Source organism: Nitrincola iocasae (assembly GCF_008727795.1).
Taxonomy (GTDB): domain Bacteria; phylum Pseudomonadota; class Gammaproteobacteria; order Pseudomonadales; family Balneatricaceae; genus Nitrincola; species Nitrincola iocasae.
Window position 1 is genome coordinate 779,240 of the sequence record NZ_CP044222.1, and the last position, 12,312, is coordinate 791,551.

At 49.3% G+C, this 12,312-nt stretch carries 11 protein-coding genes; 6 read left to right on the forward strand and 5 right to left on the reverse strand.

Annotated features, from left to right (window positions below; translation table 11 throughout):
- Positions 1-96: 96 nt before the first annotated feature.
- Positions 97-1,053 carry a FecR domain-containing protein gene (locus tag F5I99_RS03765; RefSeq protein WP_225307539.1) on the reverse strand — a complete coding sequence of 319 codons (957 nt, stop codon included), beginning with the start codon at positions 1,051-1,053 and terminating at the stop codon, positions 97-99.
- 221 nt (positions 1,054-1,274) lie between these two features.
- On the opposite strand from F5I99_RS03765, the gene tadA reads away from it, so the two are divergent.
- Entirely contained in the window at positions 1,275-1,748 is a 474-nt protein-coding gene (gene tadA, locus F5I99_RS03770; protein WP_225307540.1) for a tRNA adenosine(34) deaminase TadA, read from the forward strand.
- Here the strand turns inward: tadA and mltF are convergent.
- On the reverse strand, positions 1,743-3,242 hold the full coding sequence (gene mltF / locus F5I99_RS03775) for a membrane-bound lytic murein transglycosylase MltF (protein WP_151053719.1): 1,500 nt from the start codon (positions 3,240-3,242) through the stop codon (positions 1,743-1,745). The genes tadA and mltF overlap by 6 nt on opposite strands.
- Before the next feature lie 107 nt (positions 3,243-3,349).
- Here mltF and purL point away from each other — a divergent pair, with 107 nt between their 5' ends.
- Positions 3,350-7,252, forward strand: a complete 3,903-nt coding sequence (purL, locus tag F5I99_RS03780; protein WP_151053720.1) for a phosphoribosylformylglycinamidine synthase — start codon at positions 3,350-3,352, stop codon at positions 7,250-7,252.
- Between the two features lie 110 nt (positions 7,253-7,362).
- Here the strand turns inward: purL and F5I99_RS03785 are convergent, their stop codons facing one another.
- Together F5I99_RS03785 and F5I99_RS03790 are read right to left on the reverse strand one after the other, a co-directional pair.
- A complete protein-coding gene (locus F5I99_RS03785; protein WP_225307541.1) occupies positions 7,363-7,959 on the reverse strand; it encodes an OmpA family protein in 597 nt (198 codons plus the stop codon).
- Between the two features lie 155 nt (positions 7,960-8,114).
- Entirely contained in the window at positions 8,115-8,414 is a 300-nt protein-coding gene (locus tag F5I99_RS03790) for a YciI family protein (protein WP_151053721.1), read from the reverse strand.
- 186 nt (positions 8,415-8,600) lie between these two features.
- On the opposite strand from F5I99_RS03790, the gene F5I99_RS03795 reads away from it, so the two are divergent.
- From F5I99_RS03795 to rluB, 4 genes are all read left to right on the forward strand, one after another.
- Positions 8,601-9,461 carry a PHP domain-containing protein gene (locus tag F5I99_RS03795; RefSeq protein ID WP_225307542.1) on the forward strand — a complete coding sequence of 287 codons (861 nt, stop codon included), beginning with the start codon at positions 8,601-8,603 and terminating at the stop codon, positions 9,459-9,461.
- Positions 9,462-9,479: 18 nt separating this feature from the next.
- Positions 9,480-10,100 (forward strand): L-threonylcarbamoyladenylate synthase, encoded by a 621-nt coding sequence (locus F5I99_RS03800; protein ID WP_151053723.1) that lies wholly within the window; start codon positions 9,480-9,482, stop codon positions 10,098-10,100.
- An 85-nt stretch (positions 10,101-10,185) separates the two neighbouring features.
- Complete coding sequence (locus F5I99_RS03805; RefSeq protein WP_151053724.1) at positions 10,186-10,581, forward strand: H-NS histone family protein; 396 nt, start codon at positions 10,186-10,188, stop codon at positions 10,579-10,581.
- Positions 10,582-10,619: 38 nt separating this feature from the next.
- Complete coding sequence (gene rluB, locus F5I99_RS03810) at positions 10,620-11,522, forward strand: 23S rRNA pseudouridine(2605) synthase RluB (RefSeq protein WP_151053725.1); 903 nt, start codon at positions 10,620-10,622, stop codon at positions 11,520-11,522.
- Positions 11,523-11,542: 20 nt separating this feature from the next.
- On the opposite strand, the gene F5I99_RS03815 is transcribed toward rluB, so the two are convergent.
- Positions 11,543-12,286 (reverse strand): YciK family oxidoreductase, encoded by a 744-nt coding sequence (locus F5I99_RS03815; RefSeq protein WP_151053726.1) that lies wholly within the window; start codon positions 12,284-12,286, stop codon positions 11,543-11,545.
- Positions 12,287-12,312: the final 26 nt, after the last annotated feature.

Sequence of the window (12,312 nt, forward strand, 5' to 3'; positions counted from 1 at the left end):
TTAAAAATCCGTAAAATAAAACTAAATGATTTATATTCGTATTAAATGAAATGGCACAATCACCATTACTGTACTTCTTTACCTCTGTTGTACAGATTAAGCCGGTAGCAGGGTGACCCAGTAGGGTGTGAAAAAATGCAGTTTTACGGGGAGTATTTCTGTCAGTTGCATGAGGATGCGATCTGTGTCTTGCAACGAAAATATGCCGGTTACGGTGAGTGAGGGCACTTCTGGACTTACCCTTAATTTACCTGGCCGGTAACGAGAGAGTTCCTGGATAAATTCTACTAATGGCATGCTAGAGACAGCCAGTTTACGTGAAGTCCATGCCATGTTGGCAGCATCTATAGTGTGGTTATCTATCAGGCTAAAGCGCGTGAAGTCGGCGCCCAGGCCAGATTCAATAATGGTTGTTTTATCTGACTGTGCTGGTTGAATCTCTACTCGACCTTCGTAAACGGCCAGTCGAGCTTGTTGGTCCATAAGTCTTACCGAAAAGCGTGTACCCAGTGGTCGTAGAGTACCCTCTTGTGAGACGAGGGTTAGCGGCAGGTGGTGTGGTGCAGTTTCAATATAGACTTCGCCTTCATGCAGGTGTATTTCACGTTTTTGCTGATTAAAATTAATATCAACACGGGTTGATGTGTTGATAAACAGACGAGTGCCGTCGGCCAATAGGGTTTTCTGGATTTCACCTTTGTTGGTAGCGTAGTCCGTTGTAGATAAGAAGTTGGAGCGGAAGTGTTCTGTGGCCAATAGTCCCAAACCTGTGCTAACACTTGCATAGGTTAAGAACTGGCGGCGTGAAATGGATTTTGTCTGCCTTAATAATTTGCTGCCAGCTTCCGGGTCGGGTAGGGCACGGAATCGCTGTTGTAGCTTTTGCACCTGTTGCCAGGCCTGTTCATTTTCGGGCGCTGACTGGCGCCAGGCCAGACAGGCTGCGTGATCTTTTTCTGTGGCGTCATCTGCCCATAGTCTGGCCAACCAGTTGCAGGCTTGGTTTATGGACGCCTTCGATGTTGCTGATGGATCCAGAGCGTTGTCCAGCATGGAGAGTTTCTCTAGTTCACAGAATATAGGCAGGTATTTTTGCACAGAATTGATCATAGGAACAAATGATTATCATTAACGTTTTTTTGGTTGATGGGTTGTTGTGTAGGGAGGTATGGATTGAGCCGGCCTCAATGTAGCGGCACCCGGCTGTCGCTGGCATGTGTGTAACTCTGATATTATGTGATCCGTTTACTAATTGAGTGGGAGTAACGCAGGCCGTGACCGATCAGGCTGATATAGACTGGATGAAAAAGGCGCTTGAGTTGGCTCAACAGGCGGCAGATCTAGGTGAAGTGCCAGTGGGTGCGTTGGTGGTACTGGATGGAGAGGTGGCCGGTGCGGGTTTCAACCAGCCGATTGGTGCGCATGACCCCTGTGCGCATGCTGAAATTATTGCCCTGCGTGAAGCGGCCTTGCGGGTGGGTAATTACCGTTTGCCGGGTGCTGAACTCTACGTCACGCTGGAGCCCTGCATGATGTGTGCTGGGGCGATGATCCATGCGCGCATAGAGCGGCTTATTTTCGCTGCAACTGAGCCTAAAGCGGGGGCTGTAGTCAGCCAGCTCCATAGCTTTGATTTGGCACATGTGAATCATCGTCCGGCTGTGACGGCGGGTGTTCTGGCAGCTGAATGCAGTGAGCAGTTGAGTGGTTTTTTTAAGGCCCGGCGAGCAGCTAAGCGCGAATCATAAGCTCGGAGCAAAGTTCCTTAGCACTTTTTCGCTGATGTCTCGGAAATCCTCTGGATTGTTGCCGTTGGTTATCTCATCCTCGGCAGGCGGTTCCTGGTTTTCGCGAGTCAGTAACTGGTATTCCCACTCAAATACATCAATATAGCGACGAATATTATCGACATAACGGACGGGTTCATGGCCGCGGGCATAGCCGTACCGGAGTTGCGAGTAATAGCGTTCCTGAGCCAGTTTTGGCAGATGTGAACGAACATCGGACCAGCGGTCAGGGTCGCCATCGAGTTGCTGTGTCAGTCGACGTGCGTCTTCCAGATGGCCGTAGCCTATATTATACGCAGCCAGAGCGAACCAGGTATGATCCGGTTCAGGGATGCGCTCGGGGATACGCTGCTTAACATTCAGCAGGTACTGTGCTCCACCTAGGATGCTTTGTTTTGCATCGGTGCGGTCTTCAATATTGACTTCGCTAGCAGCGGCATTAGTCAGCATCATCACGCCTCTGACCCCGGTTGGTGAAACGGCATCGGCATTCCAGTGCGATTCCTGATAAGCAATGGCTGCTAGTAGCGGTAGTGCAAAACCGGTATTTTCGGCTGCTTGTGAAAAATAGGGTTTAAGCGGCATAAATCGTTCAGTCAGATGGTTTCGAAAAGATACCGTGTCAAAAAAATTCAGTGGATTTTCCTGAGTGAAATAGCGAGCTTCCAGTTCAGTTATCAGTGCCTGAGTGTCGGGCTCTGCAAAAAAATCATTGAGTGCATTGATAAAGGATTGATCTTTTTGCAATGGCAAAAGCCAGCTCACAGCGATGGGCTCACCTAAGGCAAAGGCCTCCTGCAGGCCTGGAAAAAAAGAACGCTGTGTGCCAAAAAAGAAAGTGTCCGTCACGGTGTAGTCCAGCTCACCTTCGTGCACGGCTCTCAGTAGGTCGATGCTGTCAGCATCTGTCGGGGTGATGATGTCTATTGAATCGATGCCGGAAATGTAGTTGTGTAGGCTGGCTTCATGACTGGTACCGGGTAATACGCCTATTCGACTATTAACCAGGTCTTCAGCCGTTTGCGGTGCAGGTATGCCCTGACGTTGTCGGTGGATGAGTACTGAATTACTTTCACGATAGATTGGCCCGGCTTTGAACAGCAGGCGGCGCTCATCGGTAGCCAGCAGGTTGGCGGCCAGAAAATGTACACTGCGTCCTTGCAAATCGTTGAACAGCTCGTTGTAATCGCGATTAACCGTAAGTTCCAGCTCAACACCCAGGTAATCGGCAAAGGCTTTGCTGAGTTCGTATTCAAAACCGGCGGGATCTCCCCGCTGCAGGTACCAAGTCATAGGGCTGTTGATAGTGCCTACGCGCAGTTTCCCCTGATTTTGGATCAGTTTGAGTTGCGTGGCATTGTTCAGGCTGATTAGTACGACGGCAAAGGTCAGGCCGAGTACCAATAGGGTCAGCAGCAGTTCGCGCAGGTAGTTAGATTTCTGTGTTGGTATCATGTCTTTGCTTTTCTGGTATCGGATACCCCTGTTCGGGTAAACTATACACTTAATTTCCCGCTGTTAATGCCTGGCGTTACAGGTACCAAAAGAGGCTCGAAATCGACATGCTCGTTCTGCGTGGAGCACCCGCTCTCTCGGCTTTCCGTCGTGATAAGTTATTATCACTCCTTCAGACACAAACCGATTCAGTAACCGGTCTGTATGCTGAGTTCATTCATTTTGCCGATACACCGGCTCCGCTGAAGAGCGAAGAGCAAGGCGTGCTCGACCGGATTCTGAGCTATGGCCCCACAGGGACGGCTGAAAATCCTGAGGGCGAGCTGTTTCTGGTCATTCCTCGACCTGGAACAATTTCTCCCTGGTCCAGCAAGGCTACAGATATCGCACATAACTGTGGTCTAACGCAAATAAATCGGCTAGAGCGAGGATTAGCCTACTATATTCATAGTCATACTGCACTGAGTGATAATGAGCGCAGCCTTATCCAGGCACAGTTGCATGATCGCATGACACAGTCAGTCGTTGACACGCTGGAGACGGCTGCCAGCCTGTTTAGGCATGAAACACCTCGTCCGCTTGCTCTGGTTGATGTGTTAACAGAGGGGCGGGGTGCGCTTGAAAACGCCAATATTACATTGGGGCTGGCATTGGCAGGCGATGAAATTGATTATCTGTTGCATAGCTTTACCGAGTTGAAGCGTAATCCGACCGATGTGGAGTTGATGATGTTTGCTCAGGCAAACTCAGAGCACTGTCGTCACAAAATTTTTAATGCCAGCTGGGATATTGATGGTGAAGCTCAGGATAAATCCCTGTTTGCGATGATCCGTAACACCAATGAGCTGGGTGGTGAGAATGTCCTCTCGGCTTATAAAGACAATGCCGCCGTTATTAGCGGTTCTGTCGCCGGGCGGTTTTACCCGGACCCGGATTCAGCCGCTTATGGCTATCATCAGGAACCGATTCATATCCTGATGAAGGTTGAAACACACAACCATCCGACGGCTATCGCTCCACACCCCGGTGCTGCAACTGGTTCGGGTGGAGAAATTCGTGATGAAGGGGCTACAGGTAAAGGCGCCAAGCCCAAGGCTGGTTTGAACGGATTTACAGTATCGGATTTGAATATTCCTGGCTTTGAACAGCCTTGGGAGTCGGATTACGGTAAGCCTGAGCGCATTGTGACTGCTTTGGATATTATGCTGGAAGGTCCGATTGGTGGTGCGGCGTTCAATAATGAATTCGGACGACCAAACCTGACTGGCTATTTCCGCACCTTCGAGCAGCAGGTACCCGGTGCGGCAGGTGACGAAGTACGCGGCTATCACAAGCCGATCATGATTGCCGGTGGTTTAGGCAATATTCGTGAAGATCACGTTGAAAAGGGCGAGATTCCGGTAGGGGCCAAGCTGATTTGTTTAGGTGGTCCGGCCATGTTGATCGGCCTGGGTGGTGGCGCGGCCTCATCTATGACATCGGGTAGTTCGGCGGCTGATCTGGATTTTGCTTCGGTGCAGCGCGAAAATCCTGAACTGGAACGTCGCTGTCAGGAAGTGATTGACCGCTGCTGGCAGTTGGGGGATAGAAACCCGATCGCTTTTATCCATGATGTGGGTGCGGGTGGTTTATCCAATGCGTTTCCTGAGCTGGTTAAAGATGGCGGTTGCGGTGGTCATTTTGAACTGCGTAACATCAATAATGATGAACCCGGTCTGTCACCACTGGAGATCTGGTGTAATGAAGCACAGGAACGTTATGTGCTGGCGGTCAGTCCGCAGGACATGCCACGTTTTGAAGCCATTTGTGAACGTGAGCGCTGTCCATACGCCGTGGTGGGTGAGGCGACGGATGAGCATCACCTAACCTTAAATGACACTCATTTTGAATCTAAACCGGTCGATTTGCCGATGTCAGTATTGTTTGGCAAACCACCGAAAATGCATCGAAGTGTTGCACGCATTAACTATGATTTGCCAGAGTTTGATGCCAGTCATATCGATCTTGAAGAAGCGGTTGAACGGGTACTCAAACTGCCAGCCGTAGCCTCCAAGTCCTTCTTGATCACTATAGGTGATCGGACCATTACCGGGCTGGTGGCACGTGATCAGATGGTCGGCCCCTGGCAGGTACCGGTAGCTGACTGCGCTGTTACGGCGGCCTCCTTTGATACCTATGCTGGTGAAGCCATGGCCATGGGGGAACGTACTCCCCTGGCATTGATTGATTCGCCAGCCTCTGGACGCATTGCTGTTGGTGAGACTCTGACTAACCTGGCAGCGGCGCGGATTGCCGATATTAGTGATGTTAAGCTCTCAGCCAACTGGATGTGTGCTGCCGGTCACCCGGGAGAAGATGAAAAACTTTATGACACGGTAAAAGCCGTGGGTATGGAGCTGTGTCCTGAACTGGGCATTACCATTCCGGTAGGCAAGGATTCCATGTCGATGCGCACGGTGTGGACAGAGGATGATCAGTCGAAGAGCGTCACCGCGCCCATGTCCTTGATCGTATCGGGGTTTGCGCCGGTGGTAGATGTACGTAAAACTATGACCCCACAGTTGCGTACGGATCAGGGTGAAACCGATCTGCTGTTGATCGATCTGGGTGCAGGTCAGAATCGACTCGGCCTGTCTGCCTTGGCGCAGGTCTATAATCAGGTCGGACGACAGGTTCCTGATCTGGATGACCCTGGGTTGATGTGTGCTTTCTTTGCTTCGATTCAAGAGCTTAATGCCCAGGGTAGGCTGCTGTCCTATCATGACCGCTCCGATGGTGGTTTGTTCGTCACCCTGGCAGAAATGGCTTTTGCCGGTCACTGTGGTATTGATATCAATCTGGATATGCTGGCAGCCGATCAGAATGAGATTGCAGCGGCACTCTTTGCTGAGGAGTTGGGTGCTGTGATTCAGGTGCGCCGTGAACACACTGCAGAGGTGCTAACTGAGCTGAATGCAGCCGGACTGGGTGATCTGGTCAGTGTTATTGGTACGATCAATGAGGATGACTCGGTTAATTTTTACTTCGATGAAGAAGAAATTTTCAGTGAAAGCCGCTCCTTGTTGCAAAGTTATTGGGCTGAAACGTCTTATCAGCTGCAGTCGATGCGTGATAATCCTGAGTGTGCACAACAGGAGTTTGAGCAGATTCAGGATCGAAATGACCCAGGTTTGCATGTGGCCCTGAGTTATGACGTAAACGAAGATGTTGCAGCACCTTATATAGCCTCAGGGCAGCGGCCGCAGGTGGCTATTTTGCGTGAGCAGGGGGTTAATGGTCAGGTTGAAATGGCCGCTGCCTTCGATCGTGCCGGGTTCACCGCTATAGACGTGCATATGAGCGATATTCTTTCCGGTCGTGTTTCTCTGGATGTTTTCCAGGGATTGGTGGCTTGTGGTGGCTTCTCGTACGGTGACGTACTGGGCGCTGGTGAGGGTTGGGCGAAGTCTGTGTTGTTTAATAGCCGTGCACGTGATGAATTTGCCGCCTTCTTTGCCCGTCAAAGCAGTTTTGCATTGGGTGTATGTAATGGCTGTCAGATGATGTCTAATCTGCATGAGTTGATTCCCGGCGCTGAGCGTTGGCCGCACTTTGTACGTAATAGTTCTGAGCAGTTTGAAGCGCGTCAGGCTATGGTAGAAGTTCAGCAGACGCCTTCAATCTTCCTGCAGGGGATGGCTGGATCGCGTATGCCAATTGCGATTGCACATGGTGAAGGACGTGCTGAGTTCAGTGATGCTGATCACCTGCAGCGCTTGCAGCAATCCTCGGATATCGCCATGCGGTATGTGGATAACTATGGCAAGGTAACTGAGCGCTATCCAGCTAACCCCAATGGCTCACCAGCCGGGATCGCTGGTATTACAACACCGGACGGTCGCGTAACCATTATGATGCCCCACCCGGAGCGGATGTTTCGAACGGTTCAGCATTCATGGGGTCCGGAAGACTGGCGTGAAGATGCCAGTTGGATGCGTATGTTCCGAAATGCGCGTGCCTGGCTGAAATAGAAGGCGCGTTTTGGTCACCCATCTGCAGAAGATGGGTGGCTTTCTTACCCATAACAGGCGAAAAAAAACCAACCCGAAGGTTGGTTTTTTTGACGCTTATCGATCAGTTATTACTGAGTGCGACGAGTGCCTTTGATTTCAACGTCTACGCGACGATCAGGACGTAGGCAAGCGATCAGCTCAGCACCGCGACCAGAACAGTTAGCAACTGGTGAACGGCTACCCATAGAGCTAGTGCTCATCAGGCTGCGGTTAACGCCAGCATTTGCCAGTGCAGCGGCTACGGCATCCGCACGACGCTGTGACAGGCGATCGTTGTAAGCCATGTTACCGATACGGTCAGCGTGACCTACCAGTTCAATGCTTTCAACGCTAGCCAGTGAACCGATATGGTTAACAATGGTAGAGATGTCGCCAACATTGGTTTTGTCGAAGTCGAAGTAGAGTGCAAACTTGCGCTCAAGTCCAGCAACATCAGGTGCTGGAGCAGGAGCAGGAGCAGGAGCATCTGCTTGAGCGACGTAGCCAGCGCAACCTGGAACCGCTTTATCAATGCTCCAAGAGCTTGTCTGCCAGCATTCACCAAAGCTGGTGCGCCAAACAGTATCGCTGGAATTTGCGGCGTAGCCTGGAACCTGAGCCTGAGCGGCAGAGAAGCCGAGAGTCATGGCCAGGCCGGCAGCTATAGCAATTTTCTTCATCATCATTTCCTTGTGCCAGGTTGGATGTAGGTCTTTTAGTTAAATTTCTCAGCTTAATTTAAGCATACTAAAGCTTAACCCAAGATAAACGCACTTCATAGAATAAGTGTCGTTTCTTTGGTTAAGTTCTACACAGAAGAGTATAGCAGAAATACCTGAGGTCAGGGCAACACCTTCTTGAAGGGTTTGACGCTAATTCTTTTGTATACACCTGTTGCAACGTATGGATCCTGGTCTGCCCATGATTGTGCTTCGATTAATGAAGAAAATTCGGCAACAATAAGGCTGCCGCTAAAGCCTGCTTCGCCTGGATCTTCGCTGTCAATTGCCGGGTGTGGTCCTGCAATAAGCAAACGACCCTCGGCGCAGAGTTGCTTCAGGCGCTCAAGGTGTGCGGGCCGGGCTTCCAGCCTTTTTATTAGACTGCCTTCATTATCTTCAGCAATAATGGCATAGAACATGGTATGTCTCCGGTATTTTGATTGATACGACCTGTTTAACCCCATATTAGACGGGCGTTTTTGTCATTATATCACTATAATAGAGCATCAGAATCTGCATTATTTTTATCTTCTATGGCTGTTGCTCTTTGGTTTTGTCTGTATTGATGCTCGGACTTATCTATACCCTGAATTCGGAGATACACCTTGTTATATGATCTGCACATGCACAGTAATGCCTCGGATGGAGTGTTGACTCCAACTGCACTGGTAGACTTGTGTGCAGATAAAGGCATACAAATTATAGCGTTAACGGATCATGATACGCTTGGAGGGATTTCTGAGGCACGGCGATGTGCAGCGAATCGGCAAGTGCAGTTTATACCAGGGGCTGAGTTTACTTGTCTGTGGCGCAGGCAGGTGTTGCATATACTGGGTTTGAACCTGAATGAGCAAAATTCAGAGCTACAGGCGTATATGCATGAGTTAGTTACTGTGCGTGATAAACGTGCCGAAAAAATAGCAGAACGCTTGATAAAAAAAGGTATTTCAACTGATATATTGGATCAAGCACGCGTTATTGCCGACGGGGCCAGTATTTGCCGCCCTCACTTTGCCAAGGCACTTATCCAAAGTGGTTATGTTGCCTCTTCTAAAGCCGCGTTCGATACCTATTTGGGGCAGGGTAAGGTTGGTGATGTTAAAGCTGAGTGGCCAGATCCTGAGCGTGTCATTAAAATCATTCATTATGCTGGTGGTTATGCAGCGCTGGCGCACCCGACCAAATACAATATGACTTTTACACGGCTACGATTATTGTTTGGTGAGTTGAAAGACTGGGGGTGTGATGCAGTTGAGGTCGGCTATCCAGGAATGAACCCTGATCAGGCGAGGGAGTTGTTAAAAGTGGCTAAGCAATATGAGTTCCTGGTATCGGCGGGTAGTGATTTTCATTCACCTGAGTTTGGTTGGACTGCGCCGGGTCGTTTTCCTGTTATAGATGTCGATGACAAACATTTGTTAAATAAGCTGGTTGTGAATTTTAATGTGGAAGTCGGTTTGAGCTAGCCGGCGATGGAGGTAGTAGTGAGTCAGTTTTTTCAGATTCATCCTGAAAATCCTCAGAAGCGCCTGATTACTCAGGCTGTTGAAATACTGAGAGAGGGTGGGGTGATTGTTTATCCAACCGATTGTGCTTATGCGCTGGGTTGTTGTCTTGAAAATAAAAAGGCAGTTGATCGTATTCGTCAAATACGGCGTTTGGACGATAAGCATAATTTCACGTTGGTCTGTGGCGATCTGTCGGTTATATCCACCTATGCTAAGGTAGATAATTCCGTATATCGGTTGTTGAAGGCGCATACTCCTGGTGCCTATACCTTTATATTGAATGCAACCAGTGAAGTACCCAGGCGCTTGCTACATCCAAAGCGCCGTACTATCGGTATTCGCGTTCCGGATAACCTCATTGTGGCAGCGTTGCTGGCTGAGCTAGGTGAACCCATTATGAGTACGTCGTTGATAATGCCCGAAGAGACGGTACCTTTAACTGATCCTTACGATATACGGGATACCTTGCAGCATCATGTTGATTTGGTAATAGACGGTGGTTTTTGTGGTATGGAGGCCACCAGTGTTATTAACCTCACTGGAGATGAACCTGAAATAGCGCGTGAAGGTGCAGGTAATATAAATTCTTTTATGTAAATAGGGTTTTTATTAGTCTAATATTGCAAATGTTGTATTTCTGAAGATAATGAGCAGGTCAATAATCAATATGGGAATTAATTAAATGTCTGATTTTATCAAAACGCTAATGCGTAAAAACTCTTTGAGAAAGCAGTGTCAGGAGTTGTCTGTTGGTGATGTGGAAAAAGTGTTGTCTGATTTGACTGATATTCTTGCTGAGCGCAAGGAAGATGAAGCGATCAAAGCAGCGGAAGAAAATAAGCGCATTGAAAAAATTGAACAGATTCGTCTGGCAATGAAAGAAGCCGGTCTGGATATTTCTGATTTGTCTGAGTTGGCTGAAGTCGCACCGAAGAAAACAGTAAAGGCTAAATATTATATTGTTGATGCTGAGGGTGAGCGTCATGAGTGGTCGGGTCGTGGCAGAACGCCGGTTGTGTTTGCTGAATATATGCAGCAACGTGGTATCAGTAAAGATCAGTTGCCGAGTGTAGATTGATTTAATGGTTTTTTTGATAGGTTATCAGGGTAGCGTCAATGGAAAGTGAAAAACTTCAAAAAGTATTGGCGCGCTCTGGAGTTGGCTCACGTCGTGAGATGGAGCGTTGGATCGAAGCAGGTCGGGTATCAATCAATGGTCGCCTTGCTGGCCTTGGAGACAGGGTTGGTGAAAGTGATCAGGTCATGGTTGATGGGCGCCCTGCAAAATTGATTTTCGCATCAGAGTCGCCCAGGCGCGTTGTTATTTATAATAAGCCGTTGGATGAAGTGTGCACCCGTCATGATCCGGAAGGGCGACCGACTGTTTTCGATAATCTTCCACCGCTGAAACAAGGGCGTTGGATAGTAGTCGGGCGGCTGGATATTAATACCACTGGCTTGTTGATATTTACTACCGATGGCGAGTTAGCCAATCGGTTAATGCACCCTTCGGCTGAGATAGATCGTGAATATGCGGTACGCGTATTGGGTGAGATCACTGAAACTATGCTTGAGCAACTGACTAAGGGTGTGTTGCTTGAAGATGGTATGGCGCGCTTTACCGATGTGCGTTTCTTTGATGGCGAGGGTGCTAATAAATGGTACCACTGTGTGCTTATGGAAGGGCGTAACCGTGAGGTTCGCCGTTTATGGGAATCTCAGGGTATTCAGGTTAACCGTCTGAAACGTGTACGCTTTGGACCAGTATTCCTGCCGAGTGATGTTAAAGTAGGTACCTGGCGTGAGCTGGGCCGTAAAGAGAGTAATATGCTCGCGGCTGAAGTCGGTCTTGAGGCTGATAAAACGCCGTTTGATCGAACACCGGCACAGTTGGATGCCGATGAGCGGCGTTTTCGTAAGCAGCGTGTGCGCCAGCATGCGGTGGCTGGAAAAGGCGATGTCAGATCAGTAAAAGCAAAACCCCGTGGGCGCACAGTCGGCAAGCGCAACGCTCGCTAACGGCTAGCATTGCGCATCATTTAAGCTTGTGCGTCGATTGATTGGCCTTGGGTGTCCTTGCTGTCCGGGCCCATCAGATATAAATATACCGGCATAATATCCGCTGGTGTTGGCAGAGTTTCCGGGTTTTCGCCTGGATAGGCGTAAGCCCGCATATTAGTGCGTGTGCCGCCAGGATTGATAGCATTGACGCGGATGTTGGGCGTGTTTTCCAGCTCATCAGCCAGTACCTGCATCAATCCCTCTGTGCCAAACTTAGAAATAGCATAAGCCCCCCAGTAAGCTTTTCCTGTGCGCCCTACACCTGATGAGGTGAAAATAATTGAGGCATCTTCGGATGCCATCAATAAAGGCATAAGTGTTTGTGTCAGCATAAAGGGAGCGTTGAGGTTGACCTGCATAACTTGATGCCAGATAACCGGGTCATAATTCTCAATTGGGGTTCTTACGCCTAGAATGCCTGCATTGTGGAGAATGCCGTCCAGACGCCCGAACTCCTGATGCAGTGTGTTGCAGAGCTCGATATAGTCATGCTCCGTAGCTACCTCCAGGTTCATAGGTACGATCGCTGCCTGGGGATAGCCTGCAGCTTCTATTTCATCATAAACCGCGTCCAGCTTTTCCTGGGTTCTGCCCAGTAAAATCACTGTGGCGCCGTGAGCTGCATAGTGTTTTGCTGCTTCGCGGCCTATGCCATCACCAGCGCCGGTAACGAGAAGGATTCTGTCTTTAAGCAGATCAGTCGGCGCGTTGTATGCAAACATAATCTTGGTGCTCCTATTTAAGCGTG

Bases quoted from the DNA above. Each gene is read 5' to 3' on its own strand.
- F5I99_RS03765 (WP_225307539.1), bottom strand. From the start codon at position 1,053: ATGCTGGACAACGCTCTGGATCCATCAGCAACATCGAAGGCGTCCATA.
- mltF (WP_151053719.1), bottom strand. From the start codon at position 3,242: ATGATACCAACACAGAAATCTAACTACCTGCGCGAACTGCTGCTGACC.
- purL (WP_151053720.1), top strand. From the start codon at position 3,350: ATGCTCGTTCTGCGTGGAGCACCCGCTCTCTCGGCTTTCCGTCGTGAT.
- F5I99_RS03785 (WP_225307541.1), bottom strand. From the start codon at position 7,959: ATGATGATGAAGAAAATTGCTATAGCTGCCGGCCTGGCCATGACTCTC.
- F5I99_RS03790 (WP_151053721.1), bottom strand. From the start codon at position 8,414: ATGTTCTATGCCATTATTGCTGAAGATAATGAAGGCAGTCTAATAAAA.
- F5I99_RS03805 (WP_151053724.1), top strand. From the start codon at position 10,186: ATGTCTGATTTTATCAAAACGCTAATGCGTAAAAACTCTTTGAGAAAG.
- rluB (WP_151053725.1), top strand. From the start codon at position 10,620: ATGGAAAGTGAAAAACTTCAAAAAGTATTGGCGCGCTCTGGAGTTGGC.
- F5I99_RS03815 (WP_151053726.1), bottom strand. From the start codon at position 12,286: ATGTTTGCATACAACGCGCCGACTGATCTGCTTAAAGACAGAATCCTT.